General features: G+C 38.9%; 18 protein-coding genes. 5 read left to right on the plus strand and 13 right to left on the minus strand.

The genetic code is table 11. The features are described 5' to 3' along the window. Nucleotides 1-10 precede the first annotated feature (10 nt). From K5G00_RS05270 to K5G00_RS05325, 12 genes are all read right to left on the minus strand, one after another. Nucleotides 11-1783: a V-type ATP synthase subunit A gene (locus K5G00_RS05270; RefSeq protein WP_238764821.1), complete on the minus strand. Its 1773-nt coding sequence runs from the start codon at nucleotides 1781-1783 to the stop codon at nucleotides 11-13. 5 nt (nucleotides 1784-1788) lie between these two features. Then, nucleotides 1789-2634, minus strand: coding sequence for a DUF2764 family protein (locus K5G00_RS05275; RefSeq protein WP_238764823.1), 846 nt, complete (start codon nucleotides 2632-2634; stop codon nucleotides 1789-1791). 98 nt (nucleotides 2635-2732) lie between these two features. Next, a complete protein-coding gene (locus K5G00_RS05280; RefSeq protein WP_317235534.1) occupies nucleotides 2733-3377 on the minus strand; it encodes a DivIVA domain-containing protein in 645 nt (214 codons plus the stop codon). Next, nucleotides 3374-4234 (minus strand): universal stress protein, encoded by an 861-nt coding sequence (locus tag K5G00_RS05285; RefSeq protein ID WP_238764827.1) that lies wholly within the window; start codon nucleotides 4232-4234, stop codon nucleotides 3374-3376. Before K5G00_RS05285 ends, K5G00_RS05280 begins: the two co-directional genes overlap by 4 nt. A gap of 233 nt (nucleotides 4235-4467) precedes the next feature. After that, nucleotides 4468-5481: a phosphotriesterase family protein gene (locus K5G00_RS05290; RefSeq protein ID WP_238764833.1), complete on the minus strand. Its 1014-nt coding sequence runs from the start codon at nucleotides 5479-5481 to the stop codon at nucleotides 4468-4470. 74 nt (nucleotides 5482-5555) lie between these two features. After that, on the minus strand, nucleotides 5556-6461 hold the full coding sequence (locus K5G00_RS05295; protein ID WP_238764846.1) for a DMT family transporter: 906 nt from the start codon (nucleotides 6459-6461) through the stop codon (nucleotides 5556-5558). Nucleotides 6462-6530: 69 nt separating this feature from the next. Next, nucleotides 6531-8981, minus strand: a complete 2451-nt coding sequence (gene pheT, locus K5G00_RS05300; RefSeq protein ID WP_238764849.1) for a phenylalanine--tRNA ligase subunit beta — start codon at nucleotides 8979-8981, stop codon at nucleotides 6531-6533. 134 nt (nucleotides 8982-9115) lie between these two features. Beyond that, nucleotides 9116-10291, minus strand: coding sequence for a purple acid phosphatase family protein (locus tag K5G00_RS05305; RefSeq protein WP_238764851.1), 1176 nt, complete (start codon nucleotides 10289-10291; stop codon nucleotides 9116-9118). A 90-nt stretch (nucleotides 10292-10381) separates the two neighbouring features. Further along, entirely contained in the window at nucleotides 10382-10906 is a 525-nt protein-coding gene (locus K5G00_RS05310; RefSeq protein ID WP_238764852.1) for an ATP/GTP-binding protein, read from the minus strand. A gap of 17 nt (nucleotides 10907-10923) precedes the next feature. Continuing rightward, nucleotides 10924-12291, minus strand: a complete 1368-nt coding sequence (locus K5G00_RS05315; RefSeq protein ID WP_238764854.1) for a glycoside hydrolase family 28 protein — start codon at nucleotides 12289-12291, stop codon at nucleotides 10924-10926. Between the two features lie 90 nt (nucleotides 12292-12381). Continuing rightward, entirely contained in the window at nucleotides 12382-13683 is a 1302-nt protein-coding gene (locus tag K5G00_RS05320; protein ID WP_238764856.1) for a glycoside hydrolase family 140 protein, read from the minus strand. A gap of 103 nt (nucleotides 13684-13786) precedes the next feature. After that, complete coding sequence (locus K5G00_RS05325) at nucleotides 13787-15040, minus strand: outer membrane protein assembly factor BamB family protein (protein WP_238764858.1); 1254 nt, start codon at nucleotides 15038-15040, stop codon at nucleotides 13787-13789. A gap of 505 nt (nucleotides 15041-15545) precedes the next feature. Here K5G00_RS05325 and K5G00_RS05330 point away from each other — a divergent pair. From K5G00_RS05330 to K5G00_RS05350, 5 genes are all read left to right on the plus strand, one after another. Further along, complete coding sequence (locus tag K5G00_RS05330) at nucleotides 15546-16100, plus strand: RNA polymerase sigma factor (protein WP_238764864.1); 555 nt, start codon at nucleotides 15546-15548, stop codon at nucleotides 16098-16100. A 4-nt stretch (nucleotides 16101-16104) separates the two neighbouring features. After that, nucleotides 16105-16692, plus strand: a complete 588-nt coding sequence (locus tag K5G00_RS05335; RefSeq protein ID WP_238764866.1) for a hypothetical protein — start codon at nucleotides 16105-16107, stop codon at nucleotides 16690-16692. A gap of 26 nt (nucleotides 16693-16718) precedes the next feature. Continuing rightward, the gene (locus tag K5G00_RS05340; RefSeq protein WP_158868738.1) at nucleotides 16719-17234 is read left to right on the plus strand and encodes a DUF4252 domain-containing protein; all 516 of its coding nucleotides are present in this window, start codon (nucleotides 16719-16721) and stop codon (nucleotides 17232-17234) included. 106 nt (nucleotides 17235-17340) lie between these two features. After that, nucleotides 17341-18105: a DUF432 domain-containing protein gene (locus K5G00_RS05345; protein WP_238764868.1), complete on the plus strand. Its 765-nt coding sequence runs from the start codon at nucleotides 17341-17343 to the stop codon at nucleotides 18103-18105. A gap of 2 nt (nucleotides 18106-18107) precedes the next feature. After that, nucleotides 18108-18956 (plus strand): mechanosensitive ion channel family protein, encoded by an 849-nt coding sequence (locus K5G00_RS05350; protein ID WP_238764872.1) that lies wholly within the window; start codon nucleotides 18108-18110, stop codon nucleotides 18954-18956. Here K5G00_RS05350 and K5G00_RS05355 read toward each other — a convergent pair. Continuing rightward, nucleotides 18953-22921, minus strand: a complete 3969-nt coding sequence (locus K5G00_RS05355; RefSeq protein WP_238764885.1) for a M6 family metalloprotease domain-containing protein — start codon at nucleotides 22919-22921, stop codon at nucleotides 18953-18955. The two genes, K5G00_RS05350 and K5G00_RS05355, sit on opposite strands and share 4 nt — an antisense overlap. Nucleotides 22922-22926 lie beyond the last annotated feature (5 nt).

The following is a 22926-nucleotide window of genomic DNA, read 5'->3' on the forward strand; positions in this document are numbered from 1 at the left end:
TTTATTCCGGTTAGTTGATTTCTGCTTTTTCTTTTTTTCTCTCTTGAATAATTTCCTGCAACTCGTTTTCGTATTTTTTGAAATCGTCGCTTTCAAATTCCGAGTAATTCATCTGCTTGAATACGTTTATTATTTTTTTGAAATAGGGATTCACATCTTCAAATGAATCAAAATGAAAATCAGTATGATACACTTCCAGCACTTTGTCCATCATGTATCTTTGGCGTTTGATTGGGGTTGATGCATCTACTTTGTCAAAAGCATCCTGTTGCAGAATAACAAAATCGATTACCTCTGATTTCCAGAAAATAACGTGATAATTGATGGGAACACCATCGTCGCCAAGAATATTAATCTGCTCATATGTTTCACGCCCTCTGATGAGGATGTTTTTTGCCAGGATAATGTTATCCACCCATTTAGGCGAGATATTTTTTTTCATGAATTCCAGAAACTCAGGATATTCGAGGTATTTCGAATAACTGTCAACTGCATCGATGGCGGGGTAACGTTTACTGTCGGCACGCGTTTGCGACAAAGCATAAAAACAACGGGCTGCCTTTTTGGTAGATTCGGTTACCGGTTCCTTTAAATTTCCACCGGCAGGTGAAACTGTTCCGATAAATGTTACCGAGCCAGTTTTTCCGTTGTTGAGATAAACAAATCCGGCACGGGCATAAAAGTTTGAAATAATTGCAGGCAAATCCATCGGGAAGGCATCGGGCCCGGGCAATTCCTCCATGCGGTTCGACATTTCGCGCAACGCTTGTGCCCAGCGCGACGTGGAGTCGGCCAGCAACAAGACTTTTAATCCCATAGAACGATAGTATTCAGAAATAGTCATTGCCGTGTAAACCGACGCCTCGCGTGCCGCCACCGGCATGTTCGATGTGTTGGCAACAATGGTTGTTCGTTCCATTAGTTTTCTTCCCGATCTGGGGTCATCCAGTTCAGGAAACTCAGTAAAAATCTCAACTACTTCGTTCGCACGTTCTCCGCAGGCAGCAACCACAATCATGTCAGCTTCAGCCTGTTTTGAAAGCGCATGTTGCAGCACTGTTTTGCCGGTTCCGAAAGGTCCGGGAATAAATCCGGTTCCCCCTTCAACAATTGGGTTCAGACTGTCGATTACCCGAATCCCGGTTTCCATAAAATCAAATGGACGCGGTTTTTCCTTGTAAGCTTTTATGGGAATTTTAACCGGCCATTTTTGTACCATGGTCACTTTATGTTCCTGTTTTTCTGTATCAGTTAAAATGGCAATGGTGTCGTTGATTTGATATTCACCCTCAGAAACCACATCTGTTACAGTTAACGTTCCCTTAAAAATAAAGGGAACCATTATTTTATGCGGAATCCAGTTTTCGCTTACTTCTCCAAGCCATGAGCCGGCAAGGACTTCATCACCGGGTTTTGCGAGTGGTTTAAATTTCCACAATTTATCGTCTTCCAGCGCAGGTGTATAATCTCCTTTTTGAAGAAAAATACCGGTCATTTTATCGAGGTCGTGCATCAACCCATCGAAGTTTTTTGATAAAATTCCCGGCCCCAGTGTGGCTTCCAGCATATGCCCTGTAAATTCAACTATGGTGCCGGTTTTCAAGCCGCGAGTGGTTTCAAAGACCTGTACATAAGCTGTTTTTCCTCCTATTCTGATAACCTCTGCCATCAGTCTTACTTCAGAGTGAATGATAAAACAGATTTCATTTTGCGATACCGGTCCGTCGAATTCAACCATAACCAGGTTGGAGATTATTCCGGTTATTTTTCCCTTTGTACTCATGTGTTTTATTTTGGAACGCTAAATTCTTCCGGAAATACATAACTTGTTTTTAGTTCGGTCAACAATTTTTCAAGCAGTTCTTTGCCCGTTTTTTTATCCAGTTTTGTCCAGCGTTCAATCATTTTTAGTTTAATCGTATAGCTCAATATTTTTTCAATGGTGAAATAGTCAAAGAAAGTCTGCTCATCGAGGTAGTTCCACTTTATTTTATCGATGTTTTTTTCTTTTTCATTCATTTCCATATCGGTTTCAATCACCCTGATAATTTCAGATGCAAAAGGAATTTCATCATCAAAATATTCCGGTTTTAGTTGGTTTCCCAGTAAAAGCGAATTCATCACATTGGTTTCTTCAGTATGAATCAGGTGCTCGGATATTTCATATTTATAAGTGAGGCAATGAAATGCAGTAATGAGGTTGTTGATCTTCAGGTCGAACAAAAACCAATCTCTCAAAAAGCGGTTTTTGATTTTGGCTGCATATTCATAAAAAAGTGTATGGAGTTTATTTTCAGCAAGAAGATGATGTTGTTTTATGTCTTTATTTTTTATCCATTTTAAAAACTGAATCATGTATTCCGGAATTTCAGTGGGATTTTCGATTTGTTCGTCAAGAAATTTTTTTGCGAAATTCCCTGAACAGTTAAAAGTAGCGCCGGAATCAAATATCTGGTTAAGCAGGTTGTTATTGTCGTCAGGATAAAACAACATCCTTACAAATTCAAAATCAGCCGGAATAAGATCATTTTTTAATATCCTGCGAAATGATACAGGAGTAATTTCTGATTTAAGTTCATTAAAAAACAAATCGGGCAATCCGGCAATCAAACAGTAATAATTCTTTTTAAACATGGTCGAATTTTAAATGGTAACCTTACAAGTATCTCATCTAAAACCCAGTTTACTAGTTGCTTTTTCTGGTCTTATTGATAACTGTCAAGCATTGTTCACTAATCTTCGAATAACAATTTTTGTGTTGTCTCTTTTAAATAGGTTTTAAAATAGTTTTCAAAATCAAGGTCGGTAAACCGCACGACAAAACGATCGTCTTTTGGTCCGATTTTGAAGCCGGTTTTTAGCTTTGAATCCACCTGTACATCAAGGCCTTTTTTCATTGCTTCTGCAGCCCTCTGGTTTAATATGGCGGTTAAACCGTTAAGCTCGTGTTGCGGCACCATAATTTTTAAATCCATTTCGCCATTTTCAGCGGGCTGCCATTTTTCAATAATGGTTATGATGATTTTTTGAATAAATGTTTTATCAGAAAACGTTTCCTGAACAGTGCTATCCACTTGCTGTGCCAAAATTAAATTGGTAACCTGCTGTTTTAATTTGCTCAGAAACTGTCGTGCAGACAGCTTCATTTCCGACTCTGCATTACTTTTTCGCTCATCTGCGTCTGATTTTGCTTTCGCGAGAATTTCTCCGGCTTTTTTCTGGGCTTCATTGATAATTTTTTCGGCCTCTTTCTTTGCGTTTTCTTTTATCTTTTCTGCCTCATCCCGGGCTTTTACAATGCCTTCATTATATATTTTTTCTGTTATTTCCTGTAACTTGTCAGTCATGGTTTTTGTTGAAGTTTTTAAATGGTTTATCGAATATTATCCAGGGAAAGAGATTGTGTAGAGTGGCCAACCGTAAAAACCGGCATTTCACAGCCGTACACGATTTGAGTAACAAACTGACCGATGCGCCGGTCGGCAAAAATAGATTCCTGGTGTGTTCGTATGATGATCAAATCAGGATTTTCTTCCGTAATATAATCGAGAATTACTTTGTGCTTGAGTTGGTTGTGTACCTTTAAAATTTCAACTTCACACTCCACACCACGTTTGGTTAACATCTCTTTCAGGTGATCAGCATTTTTTCGGGCCAAACTCCTGCCTTCATTGATATCGATGTTTAAGGCCGAAACAATTTTGACTTTGGCTTTCCATTTTTTTGCAAAAAAAGTAGCCCAAAATAGTCTTTTTGTTGTGGTTTGCGAAATATCGATTGGGACGACAATTGTTTTAATCTTTTTTAATGAGGTCTTTTTGTTGAGAAGTAAAACCGGACAATGTGAGCGAATAATGAGTTTGTTTATCATTGTATTTTTGAGTCCGCTGTCATTTTTGTCAAGAGCAATAAAATCGTATCCCCCATTTTTTGATTCTTTTATTAAGGTGGATAGTTTTTCTCCTATTTTTATACGCGGAATAAATTCATCCGGCAGTTCTTTTTTTGTCGTTTTTTTCAGAAAATCGATTAGATTTTGTTTTGCATGATTTTTTATTGAATCCTTCTTTTTGGGCTGAAGTCCCATGGTAAGGAACGATGATCTTTCAAGAATATTCAAGAAAAATATTCGCATCTTCAATGGCTTGTGAAAGCGCAGAAATTGTTTTAAAACGGATTTTGCGTTTGAATTTTGAGGGATGTATGCCAGTATACTGTTTGACATTTGATTCATAGCCCCGATTTTTTAGGATTGAACAACAGTGATCGTAGGAAAATGGTTAGTTGCTCAAATTTTTTAATTAACATATGATACGGAAAAAGTATTCAAGGGTTTACAAAAAAGGTTCAAAAAGCATTATAATTTTGACAAAAATAGTTGAGTCACTTCACTTTGTGAATAAAGAATATCAATATCGAAGTGTGGAAATTATTATTTTTAGTTTGCGTTTTGATTTTTTGACAGATTCATGATTGAACGGGTCGAACTTGTATTTTAAATGCCTCCACTGGGTTAAGTGTAAAAATTTGATAAATGTCTTGTTGTGACAGACCATTTTTTTCCAACGCAGGAATCAGGTATTCTTCTATTTCGGTGTATCCTCTGAAATTTCCACCACCGGGCTCTCCCGGACGATACCATCCTGCATCGTGAGAGAAAAGCAGTTTATGAAGTAATCCTTCTTTTTTCATTTGAAGAGCAAAATTTACAAATCGGTCCAGTTTCTCCGGTGTGAAATTGTCATATCCAATCCAGGCTCCCATTTGCGCAGCTTCAATTGGTTTGCTTAAATCGCGTTCGTTATGCGCATGTGTCCAGATAAATGCAGAAGGATGAACACCATAGTTTTTCAGGATTTCCAATTCCTGAAATGCAGGGACGGCCAATCCTGTATGTGACATAATTGTTAGTCCGGTCGCTTTATGTGTAATACAGGCAGCTTCAACTACCTTGCGGTTTATTTCTTCCAGGGATGCCCGTTCAACGGCAATTTTAATAAAACCCGGGTAAACTCCGGTTCCTTCGATTCCGTTTTTTGCCTCTTCAATCCAGCGTTCAGCAAGTTGTTCTGCTGTTTCTGTAAAACCGTGTTCGGGAATATATTTTGCACCAACGGCACTGTAGTATCCGGTGTTGATAATGATCTGCAAACCTGATTTCTCCACCAGCATTTTTAATAATTCAGGATCGCGTCCCAAATAGGCCGGGGTGCATTCAACTATTGTTTTGTATCCGAGTTTTTTTATTTCCAAAAGATATGGAAGTACTTTTTCAACGACCTCCTCTTTATTCCAGCGGTGATATCCGGTGCTGTCGGCTCCAATAAAATCAACCAGAATATGTTCGTGGTGTAAGGTTTTCCCGATTTCTTCCGCCGGAATTTCTCCGCTTACAGTGATAATTTTTGATTCCTTGCTGTTACACGACAGCAAAAATATAACTGAAAGAAACAGATAAAGGGAATTGATATTTTTCATCATAAGTTGCCTGAAATTTTTTCCAATTTACAAAAACATGTTCATTCGGGAAATAGGGAAAGAAAATATAAGAGCGATTAAATCTTTTTTCTTTTCCTCCAAACAACAAGTATCGCTCCTGCAAAAACCAACGCTGCTCCCAAAATAGTAATTATTGAGAAACGTTCATGCGCTACCCAGCTGACATCCATTTCAGTTAAAATCCCCATGGTTATAAAAGTGATCATCGGGTTTACAATGATGATAATACTTACTTTATTGGCTTCGAGATATTTTAGTGCCAACGCCAGACAAGAGTATGCAATAAAAGTATTTGCTCCGAGGAAGATCATTAAAAGCCACCATGTCCAATGTAAATGAAAAAGCGGTGTTAAGTCAATAAAAGGGATATAAATCAAAGCAGGAAAACCAAACAGGAAAAGATTTAAACTTTCCGCAGAGTGCCTGATTACCAGTTTTTTTTGTGAAATAGCATAAGTTGACCAGGCAATGGCTCCTGAAATGGTGAATAATACTCCAAGGTTATATTTTTCCTGACTTTCAAAAAAGGCAGACAACTGGTCGCGGTAAAAAAAAGAGAAACCAATAATAGCTACAGAAAATCCAATGATTTGGTTTCGTTTAAGTTTTTCCTTAAAAAAAACAAGACCGGCAACCGCAAGAATAATCGGGCCGGTTTGAATAAAAAGTTGTGCATTGCTTGGAGTGGTGTAGTGAATTCCCAACATATATCCCATATAATTCCAGGAGAGTCCGATTCCGGCCAGTATCAGAAGCAGGGGAGGGCGTCTCAGAATCCGGAAGGAGGAAGGATTCTGGAATATTTGCCAAACGGAAAGCATAACAAAAGCCACAGAAAAACGGAACCAAACGATGGTAGCCGGTTCAACTTCCCGCGTAGCTACTTTTAAGGCGATCGCCAGAAATCCCCAAAAGAAAGCAGTGGTTGAAGCATAAATTATTCCTTTGGTATAGTTTTGCATATTTGTTTGTCAGAATAAAAATCCCGGATATTTTGTACCCGGGATAACAATATTTATATTGTTTCCGGTCTATCTTAATTGTGCATCAAAATCACGTTCAAAAGCGGAAAGCATTTTTTTCATTGTTTTATCAATTTGCTTGTCCTTTAGTGTTTTATTGTCGTCCCGGAGAATAAAACTAACCGCATACGATTTTTTACCTTCAGGCACCCCTTTTCCTTCATACACATCGAATAGATTTACGCTTCGTAAAATCTGACGCTCCACTTTAAAAGCACTTTCTTTTATTTGACTAAATTTAACCGGTTTGTCAATCAACAAAGCCAGGTCTCGTCGAACTGCCGGAAATTTGGGCAATTCTTCGAATACTATTTTGTGATTTCGTTTTTCGTAAATAATACGCCCCCAATCTAAATCAGCGTAATATACCGGGTTTTCGATATCAAATTTTTTGAGCCATTTTTTGGCCACAATTCCAATTTCGAGAATCGTTTTGTTGTTCGATTGATATTGTAATCCTTCATCAAATAGCTCGTTCTCTGTTTCAGAAAGCTGAAGTTGTTCCGGATTCATACCCAGTTTTTTCAGAATGTTTTCTGCATAAGTTTTTATGCTGTAGAAAGTTGCCGGAGATTCCTTGTTTGTCCAGCTTTCTTCTGATTTATTTCCGGTAACAAATAAACCCAGATGTTCTTCTTCCCAGTAATTGGTTTCAGGGTGTTCTTTCAGTTCGGTTCCTTTAAAAAAGTAACAGTTCCCGAACTCATAAAAACTCAGGCTTTTATTCTGGCGGTTGGCGTTGTATGCAATGGCCTCTAATCCTCCAAATAACAAAGACTGACGCATCCCGTTCAGGTCGGCACTCAAAGGATTTAATAGTTTTACTGTCTGGTCTTCTTTATATTGTGTTAATCCTTCGTAATAGCCTGCTTTGGTTAATGAGTTTGACCATATTTCGTTGAATCCCTGAGAACTAAGCATTTCAGAAACCAGGTTGCGCATCAGGTTCATATCGGGCTGCTCGGCGTATTGTAATGATGATTTTACCAGCGAGGGGATTTCAACATTGTTGTACCCGTATATACGCAGGATTTCTTCAATTACATCAGCTTCACGCTGCACATCAACCCGGTAGGGAGGAACCAGCAAGGACAATCCCTTCTCGGTTTCACTTTCAATTTTTATTTCGAGCGATGTAAGTATTTTTTTGATTTGTTCGGTGCCCAGCTCTTTCCCGATGAGACGGGTAACATTTGCGTAGGAAATGTCAACTTTAAAGTCTTCAATAGGTTCGGGATACACATCCACAATTTCAGAGGAAATGGTACCGCCGGCCAATTCTTTCATTAACAAAGCCGCACGTTTTAACGCATAAATTACTCCGTTCGGATCAATTCCACGTTCAAAGCGGAACGAAGCGTCAGTGTTTAGCCCATGGCGACGAGCAGTTTTCCGAATAAAAACCGGATCGAAATATGCGCTTTCCAGAAAAATGTTTTTGGTTGAATCTTTGACTCCTGATTTTATTCCACCAAATACACCGCCGATACACATGCCTTCTTCTGTATTACAAATCATCAGGTCGTTTTCATCCAAATCACGTTCAACTTCATCCAGTGTTGTAAATTTGGTTCCGGCGGGCATTGTTTTTACAATTACCTTCCTGCCTGTAATTTTGTCGGCATCAAAAGCGTGTAAGGGTTGTCCGGTTTCAAAGAGTACGAAATTGGTGATGTCAACTACATTACTAATTGGAGTAAGCCCAATTACACGTAATTTATTTTTCAGCCAATCGGGCGATTCTTTGATTTCAACGCCTGAAATGGTTACGGCTGCATAACGTTTGCAAGCCTCCGGAGTGCCTATTTCCACCGGAATTTCCAGATCGTGGTTGTCGACTTTAAAATTCTCAACCGATGGACGGGTATATGCTACATCTTTTGTTTTTTTCAGAAAGGCAGCCAAATCACGCGCCACGCCAATGTGCGATGCTCCGTCGATTCGGTTGGGAGTGAGGTCGATCTCGATCATCCAGTCTGATTCCACATTGTAATAATCTTTAGCAGCCACTCCTACCTGAACGGAATCTTCCAGAACAATAATTCCTTCGTGGTCCGTTCCGATACCGATTTCATCTTCTGCACAAATCATCCCCTGCGAAACTTCACCCCTTATTTTTGATTTTTTAATGGTAAACTCATCATCGCCCATGTAAAGTGTTGTTCCTTCGGTAGCCACAATAACTTTCTGGCCGGCTGCCACGTTGGGGGCTCCACAAACAATTGGCAGGAGTTCGCCGGTTCCAACATTAACGGTTGTTTTACTCAGGTGATCTGAGTTCGGATGTTTTTCACAAGTCACCACTTCACCAATAACCAGCCCTTTCATGCCACCTTTTACGGTTTCCACTTCTTCCAAACCACCCACTTCCAAACCGGTTTGGGTAAGAATTTTAGCTACTTCTTCGGGCGATTCATCCAGTTGGATGTAATCTTTTAACCATTTGTATGATATCTTCATATCGAAAAAATTCTGCAAATAAAATTGAAGTCACAAAAATAGAGAATTTAACCGGAAAGCGGCGGGGATCATTCAATTAATCTTCTTTCGCTTGAATTTCGAAACGAAAAGTAAACATGAGTTGAATTGTTTCTCTATTTTCTTGCAGAAATTTTTAAGTTCTGTACAACTTTCCCTTCTTCATCTGCAACATCAAGAACCAGCACTGAGTTTTCAGTATGTGCTTTTATAACAGCTTTATTGGCATTGGCAATAATGGGGAAATTTTGTCCGTCGCCTGCCTTTTTGAAAACATGTCGGTGAAGATGCCCGCAAAGCATCACATCGATGCCGGCTTTTTCAAGTACCGGTACAAACTTGTCCTTAATCTCCTGTTCGCCGTGCCAGCCACCAAACGGAGGCATATGAACTATCACTACGCGATAGGGCGTATCAAGAAAAATATCTTTTTTTACCGCTTCTTTTAACCAGTTTGCCTGTTGAGTGCGGTAGCGGTCGAAAGCCACAATTCTGCTGTATTCCAAATCTGAATCGGGTTTGTCCTCTCCACAGTCGAGCACTACAAAACAAACCGGCCCCTGCCTGAACATATAGTACAATTGCTTGGTTGGAGTGGGAAAGTATCTTGGAAAAGTGGTTGCAAAGTTGCCCCTTGTCTCGTGATTTCCGCGTGCATAATACATTGGTGTTTCACTGGCAAACAATTCTACTGACTTATCCAGAAAATCTCCAAATAACTGTTCTTCTGAACGGATATCGTTGGTCATATCACCATTAAAAAAAACAAGATCTGTTTTGCCCCAATCTGTTCCTTTTAAAAGATTCTCCATTAAGTCATTGTTCCCGTGAATATCATTTATAACCAGAAATGATATGTCGTTTTTTTTCGGATTGTTTGTTGCGAATTCAAAGGGTTTTTTTCGGTACACATTACTCGCCGCAACAGTTCCATATAAAACTTTGGTACCAACATGGCTTAAAACTTCCTGTGAATAAATCCGGTAACGATACGTTGTATTGGGCTCCAAATTGGTTAATGTTACAACATGTACCGAATCTACAACTTTAAAACCAAAACCTTCGGAATAAATACGCGGACGTTCAGTAAGATAGAAATGAGTGTCGTCATCGGGAGCCAGTTCCACCCACGAAATACCTTTTCGGTTGGTTGTCCAAACAATCGTTACTTCATTTTCGGTTAATGCTTGCAGGTATGGACCGTGCGTGATTGAAAATGTTTCTTCCTGTGAAAACAGATTTGAAACAAAAAACAGTAGCAGCGCTGAGATAATCAGGTGAAGTTGTTTCATTTTTTTATGATTTTGGAGGTGGAAAGGTAGAAAATATTTGTTGTTCAACAGGGCTTCCCAATGTTAATTTAAAGACAGATTTTTACCATTTTAATTCATCTTTTTTATCTGTTTTAGAATCATGTCTTTGCGATTTGACAGCGAACCGTAAACTTCAATTAACGTACAATCGAGATCCTGGACCCATTCCCTCAGAATTTCATCAACTTGTATTCTCAGTTCAGGCAAGTCTGATTCTGCACAGGAAATTATGTCGGGCTCTTCAACCGCGACAAAAACAAGCAGGTCGATTTTGGTCATTGCGTCTGTTACTTCCCGAAACAGCGACTGGATATCCACTTCTCCAAATTCATCTGATGCCTGGATGTATGCGAGAAGATCGATTGGGCAACGGTCGAAAATAATGTTGCTTTCGGCAGACACAACTTGCTCTATTGAATATCTTAATTGCACAATATAATCGTCAACATCAGGAATCTCAGAAAAAAAATGGCCGGTTTCTTCCAGTTCATAATAAGGTTCAGGTTTACAGATATAATCCGGAAATACTTCTCCCAGTTTTTCAATCAATGAACTTTTCCCAACTCTGTGTGATCCGCTTACTGCTATTTTCATAAAATTGTCAGCAAACTTTATTTTTTATCTATTTTAAAGTTTGTCACATTTTTATGAATAAAATGCTCTCCCTCAATTTGATCTACTTTAATATTTTTGAGAACAACATTTTTAACCGGAAGTTTATCCTGGGCTAAAATCCGGGAGATAAATTTTACCGAATTTGCCTTTATGTTTTCCAGATAAATATCGGAAATGGGTGTCAGGCGTTTCTCGTAAGTGGGAACTAAGTCGCGCCACTGGTAGAGCACATCGGTTTCAATTCCGAGAATACCTTCACTCATTTTGTCGGCCCCGATATTGTTCACATAAATATTTTTCACATAGCCCCCTCTTCGTTCGTTGGTTTTTATAAATACCAGGTGAAACATGTTGGCATCGTCTTTCACTTTGCAATTGCTCATATAAATATTCTCCACGCCGCCTGATAATTCGCTTCCTATTGCCAGCAGCTGGTGCCCGTTTTTTACCAGACAGTTTCGGATAACCAGATTTTTTGTTGGAGTATTTAGTCGCCAGGCATCCTGGTTACGGCCTGATTTTACGGCAATCGCATCATCTCCCTGGTCAAATACACAATCTTCTATCAACATGTTTTGACTCATTTCCGGGTCAACTCCATCGTTGTTATGGCCATGCGCATAAACATTCAAATTCCGGATAACCACGTTTTTCGATAAATAAGGGTGAATTGTCCAAAAGGGGCTGTTTGTAATGGAAAAACCATCGAGTAGAATATTTTCCGACCGGTTAAACTGAATAAAGTGGGGGCGTAAATGGGCCGTGTCGTTTACCATTTGGCGTTCTTCCACCGGGACATCTTTTGCTGCAAGATTGTACAACCGTTTTAGACTATTCATATGCGCCGGAGGCCGGGCAAACCATTTTTCCCAAACATCCATTTGAGCTTTTAGTTTGCCTTCGCCGGTTATGGCTATGTTTTTACATTCGTAAGCGTAAATTAAAGGCGAGTAATTATAGCACTCCATTCCTTCCCAGGTAGTTTGCACTGCCGGTAAGTAATCCTCAGGATCTCCCGAGAAAAGAAGTACAGCTCCTTTTTTAACATGGATATTTACATTGCTTTGAAAATGGATTTTTTTTGTTATCCATTCCCCCTCAGGGATTACAACTGTACCTCCCCCCATTTGATTGGCCTTTTGAATGGCTTTTTTTATGGCTAATGTATTTTTTTCCTTGTCTTCAGGAATAGCCCCAAAATCAGTGATCGGGAATTTTGGGCAGTTGCTAAAATCAGGGATGGTTATCGCCGGCATTTCAAAAGGTGCTTTCACTTTAACCGTAACGATTTTTGGTGACTTGTCTCCATTACATGACAGAAAAACAAATAAAACGATTGGAATAAGCAGAAAAGAATACTTCATTGCAGATGATTTTGTTGCTGCAAATTTAATGTTTTGAATTTGCATAAACCTACCATAATTTGTTTGATTGAAAAAATATGGAAAAAAGAATTAGTTTGCTGAATCTAAATTTAAAACCCAGTCGTTTCCATCTTTTGTTTCACCCGGAGGATCAAATTTTTTGATACCCTCATTTTTGAACTCCCCTATAAATGTAAATTCGCCTGAACGCGGGTTGAACCATGATGCCTGCACTTTTGAACCGTCTATCTTTCCCAGAACTGTTTGAATGTCGCGCCCGTTGAAGGAGTATATTAGTGCGTAGTTTTTTCCGCGGGTAGCTATCTGGTAGTCATATTTTTCGCCCCGGCCGGATGCGGCAACTATCGACGAATCAGGGAAACGTTCAAAATAAGGTTTAGAAAGCATGAGTTTTTTGAGGTAGTTCATTTGTGATGAGCCAGTGGCATTCAGCGCTTCATACCAGTATTCACGTACTCCATAACCGGGATTTTTATCTCCGGGTTTATACATTTGCATCACAGCACTGTGTCCGTAGGTAAAACCAAATGCTCCTGCAAAGACTGACCAGTAGGCATATCGTCTTACATCACCGGCATTCCAGAATGGTTCAGCAGGATCATGAAGCCCCTGAGGAATTCCTTCATACGATGGTTCTCCGTCTATGGTTGGTTTGATGGGGGAGAGCGAATAATCATCGCGCACATATTTCCAGTTGTCCGGTCTATAGGCCAGTTCAGTATCATCCTGATCGTAACGGCGGTGTCCCGACTGAAACATATTAAAATCAAGCCACTCCGCATTGTGAAACCACATCGACGACTTTGTCCGGCCAAAAGGGTGGAAAGTGATCAAATGATTGGGCGCATTTTCCCGAATGCACCTGCCAATAGTATTCCAGATGGCTGTGCTGTCGCTTCCTTTTACATCGCCGCCATTTAACCAGATTATATTTGATCTTTTTGCATAACGTTTTGATAGCCATGTTGCATATTTTTTTGCTTGTTTCTTATTTATGTTTCCCGAACGAACGTTTGAGCCCCATACCGGAACAAGTGCCATATAAAGTCCTTTTTTCTCAGCTAAATCTATAACGTAATCAATATGATCCCAGAAATCATAGGCTTCCTTATTTTCAAATGATTTTCCATAGGTAACTTTGGGTTGTGAAATATCTCCCATTATCAAAGCCGAATCCCCGTATACATTGGTCAGGTTTAGTTGATGTAAAATCATCACCTGGATAACATTAAATCCCTTTTCAGCTCTGTCGTTCAGGTACGTGTCTGCTTCCTTCCGGCTAAGTTTTGAGAATAACAACCAAGCTGTGTCTCCCAACCAAAAAAAAGGTTCGCCATTTTCATTTGCTAAAAAGCGTTTATTTTCCGACACTTTCAATAGGGGTAATTTTTGTGCCCGACTCTGCACAAAACAAGAGAACAATAAAACCAATAGTAATATAAAACCCTGATTTTTCACGTTGTTTGAGTTTCTTTTATTTTTCTTTGATATCGTAAGCCATCAAAGCATTGGTGTGCCTGATGTATAATATTCCATTGTGAATTACAGGGTGTGCCCAAAAGGGACCGTTGTCTCCCTGCTCTATTTTGAAAGAGCTTACCAAATCAAATTTTTCAGGTGTGGCTTTTGCCAGTCCTACATTCCCCCGTTTTTCGTCATAGATATAAAGCATTCCTTCTGCTGCAATAACAGACCCTTTGCAATTCCATGGTTCTTCCCACATTTTCTTACCGGTTTCCCATTCAAGGCAACACCAGTTTCCGTTGGCATTGTTTAGCCAGTTTGAGCCGTAAATATAACCATCGACCAATACAACACCTCCGTGGTGAACATCCAGTATATCATCAGTCCAAACTATTTCTGCGCTGTTCGCGTCACCGGCAATTTTTACCTGGTAGCTGCCAATGTTATAGCCTGCGGTTACATATACTTTACCATCTTTGAACAATGGAGTAACACAAAGAATATTGTCGCGTCCTTCACGGGGATTTACATGGCCAACTTTCCACAGGATATCGCCATTTGAAACATCAACGCCGTACACATGATCCAGGGAAACATTAATTAGCATTTTTTTGCCGGCATACTGTACAAGAATAGGGGAAACATAACCAGGTTTATCATCGATACTTTCCGATTTCCAAATAATTTCCCCTGTGGATTTATTTAAGGCAATGGTATTTGTTTCGGGGCCTCCCGGTGAGAAATAGAGTTTTTCTCCATCAACAATCAGCGATTCTGCAATTCCCCAGTTGCCATAGGTTCCTTTGTTTTCTTCACTTGCCTGGTAGGCCCAAATCTTTTCGCCGGTATTCCCGTTAAAACAAGCAAGGTCACCGATGCCGCTACAAGTGTAAACCCGGTTGCCTTCCACTGTCGGCGTTGCCCGGCTTTCAGGGAAAGACTGGTTCCAGGCTCGTCCCATAGCTTTTTGCCAAAGCATTTTTCCATTCATATCGAGGGCATATAAAATGTCATTTCCATCTTCAGTTCCGGTAATATAAAGTTTATTGTTTCCAAACGAAGGTGAGGAATTTCCTTTGGTCAGTTCCAGGTTTTCCCACAGAAGTTTTGGTCCCTCTGCCGGCCACGATTTTAATAAACCGGTTTCCGCAGAAACACCGGTACGGTTTTCCGGTCGCCACTCTGAAATCTTCTGAGCCAGGGCATGATACCCCGAACTAAATAAAATAAGGCTAATAATGAATAATTTGATTTGATTTTTCATGGTTTTGTTCGTTAATAATCGATTTGGCATTAAAACCCAAAAGATAAGAAAATTATTGGATATGAATCGTACTTTGAAAGCCGTCAGAATAGGAATAAAAACGTTCAACCATTTATAACGCTGATTATAAGACGGAACTTTTTTGGGCACCTAAACTTTTACGTGAAATATATAAACGTGAATACGAAAATGCTGCCAATATTGCTTTGGATATCTTCGCAAAGAAATCAATTTAGAAGGGGTTTTATTTTTTTGATTAAAGGAAGGAGAGTAGAGTAAGCAATGCAGAGAGCTAACTGCGTGCCAATAGGGAATAGTAGTTGATGAGATTATTCATTCTATCTATTTTGCTTACAAGGCAATTTAAAAATAATTTTTCCTTCAAATTAAAAAAACTAAATAGCCATGTAATGAAATTTGAAGACTACCGTCTTACCTTTGAAACAGAAACAAAAATAAAGACAACGTAATGGTTGCCAGAGATTTTAAAACAAGAGTTCTACCAGTGAGCAAAAAGTTGCTCCGTTTCGCTACTCACTTTTTAAAAGATGAAGATGAAGCGCGCGATGTGGTTCAGGATGTATTCCTGAAACTCTGGCAAAAACGGGGTACGCTGGGAGAAATTGAAAACATTGAGGCTTTTGCTATGCGAATGACGCGCAACCGCTGCCTTGATGTGATAAGGGCAAACAAAGTTGTGCCCATAGATGCGGAAACCGACCGCAAATTAAAAGAAGAATCGGTAGACGTTCATAAACAGGTTGAATTAAGCGAAACGGCAGCACAGATTCAAAAGCTCATTAATACATTGCCCGATTTGCAGCGAACAGTGATGCAGCTCAGGGACATTGAGCAAATGAGCTATGAAGAAATTGCTGAAGCCACTGATTTAAAAATAAATGCGATCAGGGTGAACTTGTCGAGGGCAAGAAAGAAAGTTAGAGACGAATTTCTAAAAATAAATTCAAACGAACGGCCAGCGGCCGGAGTGAAAACGGAAGAATTTAGAGTAAGTGCAGGCACGGTGTTGCAAAGGGTAAACGGAATTCAAAAAAATTAAGACAATGGAATTAAAAGAAATAAAACGATTATTACAATTGTATTTTAACGGTGAAAGTACACTGGAAGATGAAAGAAAGTTAGAAGCCTACTTTAGTGGAGGAGATGTGGCAGATGAACTGAAAGAATATGCTGAATTTTTTGGAGGGATTTCCGAACTTTCTGAATTAGAAGATGATCCGACCATTGAAGATGATGTAATGGATTACATCCTGGAAAACGAACACCAGGAAAAAACAAAATATCGTTCGATGTGGAAAACGGTAACCGGAATTGCAGCATCTGTAATCATTGTTTTGGGAGGATTTCTTTTTTACCAGCAACAAAATCAGCAGCCTTTTGAAGACACATTCGATGACCCTGAAGTTGCTTATGCTTACGTCAGGCAAACTATGCAGTATGTTTCAGGAAAATATAGTGAAGGACTGGCAGAATTATCAAATTTTGAAAAATTACAGGTGGCTGCCAAGCCTATAAAAGAAGGAGTTAGACCGGTAAATGAATTCTTTGATGAAATTAGCAGGTTAAAGGCTGAAGATGCTCAAGTACAGTCGAATACGACTGAGGATGATTCAATAAAAACAAAAAAATAGATAAACGAATACATAAAATTGAAACCATGAAGAAGCTGATATTATTAATTGCAGTTGTATTGCCGATGGCAGTGCTTGCACAAAAATCTCCGGTTGACAAATTGTTTGAAAAATATGCCAACCAAAAAGGATTTACCACCGTTAGCATTTCCGGTAAACTGTTGAGTTTTGCTGCTCAGTTTGATACCGGAGACGAAGCTACAAAAGATTTACTGGCCAGTTTGAGAGGAGTGCGTGTTCTTTCGGTTGAAGATGACGAATTGAATAAAAACATCGATTTTTATGCAGAATTGGAGCGAGACGGATTTTTCAAAGACAAGGATTTTGAAGTGTTGATGGAAGTTACTGAAGACGATGAAGTTGTGCGTTTTTTGGCGAAAGATGCCGGAAACGGGAAAATTTCAGATTTGTTACTGGTAGTAGGTGGCGACGACAATGCTTTAATTAGTATCTCCGGGATAATCGATCCGGAAAACATTGGTAAAATTACCAGGTCGCTTGATGTTGATTTAGGTGATATTGATGTTGACATAAAAAAATAAAAAGGATAACTTTGATGTAAAAGTCCGGGAAAACCCCGGACTTTTTTATGTGCCATACTTGAGATTTCCAAGTATTTCGTAATTTTAAAGCGTTATAAATAAGTCTATGAGTACAAACGAAATATTTGGTAAACATCAGATCACCCCGGGAAATACAAAATCTTTTATTCTTGGCGATTCTACGCTTTGGGTAAAGAGGGAAAAAGAAGGCTGGCGTCTGCTTTATAAAGAGAATTTGTCAGAGCAGGATGAGCAACCTGATTTTAGCAATGCTGAATACTTTCAAACGGGAAAATCCAACTCTGTTGTCCTTGCGCCGGCACTACCTGTAAAACCGATGGTTTTTAAAGGATCTCAGTTGAAGGTGTCACCCAAGCAAAAATTCACTTTTTTTCTGAAAATACCCATTACAATCCAAGTCTATTATTCAAAAAATGCCGGAGAAAATCTGTTAAAGGAAATTCCTTACAGACGTCTTTCTGATACATGGTTTGGCGAACCAGATAACGGAGAAGCAGCATTTGCTCTGGGGAATGAATATTTTTTAAATTTTGAGACCGTTGAAATATCTCCTTTTGAAGCTATTTGCCCGGTGTCTATATTTAATAACTCTTTAAATACACTCGAAATACAACGACAAATCATCCGTGTAGAACATCTTACGTTGTATAAAAATGCCAATAAGATTGTGACCAGCCTGGTGCAGGTAGAATACAAGGGGCAACAGATTTTAAGTGCTGCAGATTATCATTATTCGAAAACTTATGATGGTGAGAAACAGGATATATTGACAAAACCAAGAAATACCAGTAGTAAGAATCTGCTGAAAATTAATTTTCATTTTATTAAAAACATGTACAAAATCGATTAATTATGAATCTGGACTTGTCAAAATATATCTCCAATCCGATTATTGAAAAGATAGTAATTGCATTAATAATCCTGATTGTTGGATTTATAGTCATCCATGCCCTTACTTTTATTGTCAAAAAATTTCTTCCCCAAAAATGGTCCAGGCAACGCAAAATGATTGTAACGCGGTTTGTTGAGTATTCCGGTTATATTTTTCTTTTTTTTATTTTGATATCGGCATTAAATCTTAGTGATAAGCTCACAACAATTTTTGGAGCCGCTGGTGTAATTGGAATAATTATAGGATTTGCCTCTCAAACCAGTATCGGAAATATTATAAGTGGTTTTTTTCTTGTTTCTGAAAAGTCATTTGAGTTGGGTGATGTAATAAAAATAGGAGATAAAAGCGGCGTTGTATACAGCATTGATTTACTGTCAATAAAAATTAAAACATTTGATAATTTGCTGCTTCGAATTCCCAACCAAACAGTGATAAGTAGTGAAGTTACCAATGTTACAAGGTTTCCCATCCGTCGGCTCGACTTCAATGTAAGTGTGGCTTACAAGGAAGATCTTCGAAAGGTAAAAACAGTTTTGGAACAGGTGGCTAAAAACAACCCTTTGAGTTTGGATGAACCTGAACCACTTATTGTTTTCAAAGATTTTGGCGACAGCGGTATAAATATTTTGCTCGGTATTTGGTTTGAAAAGGCCAATTATTTGGCGGTAAAAAATTCTATTTTTCAGGAAATAAAAGAAGCTTTTGATTCCGAAGGAATTGAAATTCCGTTCCCGCATGTAAGCTTATATGCCGGAGAAGCAACAAAACCTTTTCCTTTGGTTGTAAGAAAAGAGCAAAAAGCAAATTAGTTTCTGAGTAATACAAAGTTTTGGCTGGCAATCCCTTTGTTCGTAATTATCTGAACAGTATAGATTCCGTTAGTAAGGAAATTAACGATTAAGGGCTGAATAAACTTATCTGCCGTTGACGTAAAACTTTCAGTGTATACCATAAAACCGGTTTCGGAAAAAATTCGGACATCAAAACTTCCTGAAACGTCCTCTAACAATAAATTCACTTCGCCGGCAGTAGGATTAGGGAACAGCTTGAAAAGGATTTCCTGATTTTGTTTCGAATAAGAGTCATCGTAAAACGAAATTACAATTTCATCGGAACTACTGCATAAATGTTTATTAATAACCGTTACCGAATAAGTTTGAGTTCCCAAATCACCGCTACCAACAGTAATTGCAGATGAAGTTTCGCCTGTATTCCATAAATAGGACGAGTTTTCGGAGCCAGCATCCAAAGTCAATGTTTCAGAAGAAAACAATATGGTATCTTCACCTAAATCAACAACCGGAAGAGGAACAACATTCAGGTTTAAGGTAACCACTGAATCGCAACCATACTGATTGTTATAAGTGTATTCATAAATGCCACTTGATATCAGTTCTGTATCTCCAAAAAGATAGCTTGTTCCTTCACAAATATCTTCCGAAAGTTCCATGTACTGAATCGGATTAACCGTCAGGTTTAGATAAACAGTTGAGTCACAGCCATATTTGCTTGATAAGATATTTTTGTAACTGCCAGAGGTATAATAAATTGAATTTCCAATCACCACGCTATCACCTTCGCAAATACTTTTACTCAGAAGCGTATCAACTGCCGGATAGATTTTTAAGTCGAGCGTAACGACCGAATCACAGCCAGAGGTACTTGTAAACATTTCAGAATAAACACCGGTTTCATCATAAACTGTATTTCCCATTTGGTAGCTTTCTCCCTCACAAAGCGCAATCTCAAGCAAAGTGTCGTAAGCCGGATTAACCCTCAATTCAAATACAAACGAAGAGTCGCACCCCAGTTGTGTTGAGTAGGTTTCAGCATAAATTCCACTTTCGAAATAAGGAACTCCACCTTGCCAAACGGTATCGCCTTCACAAATGGTTTCTCCGGTCATTAGCGAATAGGAAGGATTTACAGTTAAATCGAGCGTCACAAGCGAATCGCATCCCCAAACGTTTTTTAACAACGAAGAATAAACGCCAGTTTCTGTAAACACATCGCTGCCAAGAACAACACTGTCTCCTTCACAAATGGTCCTGACTAAAAGTGTATCTGATTCAGGATTTACCTGTAAATTTAATGTAACTGTTGAGTCGCAACCTGCTGCACTGGTTAAAATATTGACGTAGTTTCCACTTTCAGAATAAGAGTTTTCGCCTACCCTCACTGATTCTCCTTCACAAATGGATTGATTTAAGGTCACTTCAACAGGATTTGCAACATCAAGCGAAAGTGTAACAACTGAGTCGCAGCCATATTGATTGGTTAATGTTTGTGTATAGACCCCGGCCTGAGAATAAACAGCGTTTCCTACCGAATAACTCTCTCCTCGACAAATAATTTTGTTTAAATGAATATCATGTTTTGGATGTACTGTTATGTTCAACACAATTACCGAGTCGCAACCGTATTGGTTTTGAAAAACAAACTCGAAACTTCCTTCTTCTGAGTATTCCGTTCCATTGTAAAAAGTTGATTCGTCTTCGCAAATTTCCCTGTTTATTTCGTATACGTCGGGAGGACAATAGTCAAACATTTTGTTAACAAAAACAAAGCTGTTGTCACTTTCATTCAGTTCGTTGTTGTTATTTAAGTAATCGATAATGTAACCAATATAATACGTTCCTCTGTTGATGTCGCCGTTTATTTCATCAATATTGGCTGTGAAAGATTTTTTTTCGGTATCATTTACTGCAAGTTGCCCTAAAGAAGAATACCCCAAAAAATAATCGCTGCCGGAAATGTTTACATCTTCGGAAAGATAATACCCCACGTTACATGTGCCGGATGGCTTTTCTCCATTATTCTCTACTTGTAAATCAACGTTGATTTTCGCTGAAGTTATTTCCAATAAATTGGCTTCAGTATTGTAGGTTAAGTTTGGATATAAAACATGTTCGACAGTTTTCGCCAAATACAAATAACTGTTATCTGTTTCATCCGTTTCATCGTTTAGGTCCTGATAGTCGATGATGTAACCTAAATAATAAGAGCCTTCGGGTAAACCGGGAATTTTATTTAATATGTTTACGCCAAACGTTTTCTGGATGGTTTCACCGGAATCCAGCTCAGCTAAAGACAATGTACCTAACAGGTAGTCGGATGTGGTTAATGTTGTATTGTCTGAAAGATAAAATCCAATATTACTCGTCTCTGATGTAAAATCGCCATTATTTTTTACCTCCAGCTCAAAAGAAACATCATAATTATCAATCGAAAAACTGTTTGAAGAAGGAACAAAGCTTAGATTAATTCCTTCTTCAGTACTTCCCAAAGTAAAATGCAAAGTAGAGTTACTCTGGTAAATATTGTTTATATCAATTCCCGTATGAGCAGATGTATATGTCAGAGAACTTGGACTGGTCTGGTCATTAAAAGCGGTGTTTTCTGAAGTCCCTGGAAACAAGTCACCTGCATCGCCGTTATTGATTTGATTATCCAGATCATTTTTGCCATCTGCTTCCTCCAAATCGGAAAGTTTGCTTCGTTCATTGTCATTGTCAGACTCATTCGTATTTACATGAAAGATGGCAAGGCCCGAGCCGGGTAGAGAGGCATCAAATCCGGTTTTGTATCTGTTTTCAAGAAGAAAATATTCGTTGCTATTTTGGGTTGTTAGCTTATAACACTGGGTACTTGTTGCTGCAGGAGATAAGGAATAATCGCCGTTGGCACTGATTACAGTAGGAGTAATCCAGCCAATTTCTTCCCTGGCCCATGCAGAAACCATTGCCGGAGTTCTCTCGTTGTTTAACCATGAGCCGTAAGCCATTAAACACCATTTGCCCAGGCCCTCAGAGGAACCGTCTGTATCATATAAATCGGGCCAGTCAAGTGCATGCCCAAATTCATGACAAAATACTCCAATACCAACCATTCCATAGGTTCTGGTTTCGGGCTGGATGGTATATGAGTTAATCGTAACCTCGTCATAATTTCGCCGATAAAATAATCCTAATGTCCATCTATGAGACCAAATGTATTGGGTTCTGTTACCTTCTTCTGCTCCCGGACCAGAATGAACCACCATTAAGTTGTCAACTTCTCCGTCTCCGTCATTGTCATATTGCGAAAAATCGACGCCTGCTGCTTCGGCTGCATCAATCGCTTCAGCAACCAGTATTCGCGATCTGGTATCGCCATTTTCATCTCCGTAATATTCATAATTATTTTCTGCTACATACCATCCATAAACATCTACCGACAAAGAGAGGTTTCCGTTGGAAGCCTCCAGGTAGTAATCCCGAAACGAACCTGTTCCATTGTAATTTGATTGGTTCATCATATTATCAAAATCGTTTGGACTATAGGTCAAATCCAAATCAGGGTATTTAATGAGGAGCATCAATGTTTTTCTTGTGCCTGTAGGTGGGAACTCAGCCGCAGCTTCAGCTACTGTTGTAGATTTCAACGAACTTTTTTCAATGGTTGGGCTTTGAAATTTTGAAATTCCTCTTAGAAATTGTCTGTCTCTGACGGTTCTGTTTTTAGCGTCTCTGGCTTTTATCCCTGAAGTTTTTAATGTGCCATCGTCAGCTAAACTTGCATATTCATAAAAACCTAAACGGTTTTTTAGAACAGTATAACCATCTTCTGTTACAGAAAAATGGTTGTATTCATCACCAAATCCTTTGATTAATAACTTTGTTCCATCTGGCTGTTCTATTTCAACAGTGTAAGGCGCCGCTGATACAAACTGGGGTTTTTGTCCAAATGCCGCAATTTTTAACAGTATAAAAAGTGCAAGTAAAAATAATCTCATTAACA

The sequence above is a fragment of the Maribellus maritimus genome, from assembly GCF_022267315.1.
GTDB classification, from domain to species: Bacteria; Bacteroidota; Bacteroidia; order Bacteroidales; family Prolixibacteraceae; genus Draconibacterium; species Draconibacterium maritimum.

Coding starts and splice junctions, on each gene's coding strand:
- K5G00_RS05275 (WP_238764823.1), bottom strand. CDS start 2,634: ATGTTTAAAAAGAATTATTACTGTTTGATTGCCGGATTGCCCGATTTG.
- K5G00_RS05345 (WP_238764868.1), top strand. CDS start 17,341: ATGAGTACAAACGAAATATTTGGTAAACATCAGATCACCCCGGGAAAT.
- K5G00_RS05270 (WP_238764821.1), bottom strand. CDS start 1,783: ATGAGTACAAAGGGAAAAATAACCGGAATAATCTCCAACCTGGTTATG.
- K5G00_RS05350 (WP_238764872.1), top strand. CDS start 18,108: ATGAATCTGGACTTGTCAAAATATATCTCCAATCCGATTATTGAAAAG.
- K5G00_RS05325 (WP_238764858.1), bottom strand. CDS start 15,040: ATGAAAAATCAAATCAAATTATTCATTATTAGCCTTATTTTATTTAGT.
- K5G00_RS05290 (WP_238764833.1), bottom strand. CDS start 5,481: ATGATGAAAAATATCAATTCCCTTTATCTGTTTCTTTCAGTTATATTT.
- K5G00_RS05310 (WP_238764852.1), bottom strand. CDS start 10,906: ATGAAAATAGCAGTAAGCGGATCACACAGAGTTGGGAAAAGTTCATTG.
- pheT (WP_238764849.1), bottom strand. CDS start 8,981: ATGAAGATATCATACAAATGGTTAAAAGATTACATCCAACTGGATGAA.
- K5G00_RS05315 (WP_238764854.1), bottom strand. CDS start 12,291: ATGAAGTATTCTTTTCTGCTTATTCCAATCGTTTTATTTGTTTTTCTG.
- K5G00_RS05335 (WP_238764866.1), top strand. CDS start 16,105: ATGGAATTAAAAGAAATAAAACGATTATTACAATTGTATTTTAACGGT.
- K5G00_RS05305 (WP_238764851.1), bottom strand. CDS start 10,291: ATGAAACAACTTCACCTGATTATCTCAGCGCTGCTACTGTTTTTTGTT.
- K5G00_RS05340 (WP_158868738.1), top strand. CDS start 16,719: ATGAAGAAGCTGATATTATTAATTGCAGTTGTATTGCCGATGGCAGTG.
- K5G00_RS05295 (WP_238764846.1), bottom strand. CDS start 6,461: ATGCAAAACTATACCAAAGGAATAATTTATGCTTCAACCACTGCTTTC.
- K5G00_RS05355 (WP_238764885.1), bottom strand. CDS start 22,921: ATGAGATTATTTTTACTTGCACTTTTTATACTGTTAAAAATTGCGGCA.
- K5G00_RS05285 (WP_238764827.1), bottom strand. CDS start 4,234: ATGAATCAAATGTCAAACAGTATACTGGCATACATCCCTCAAAATTCA.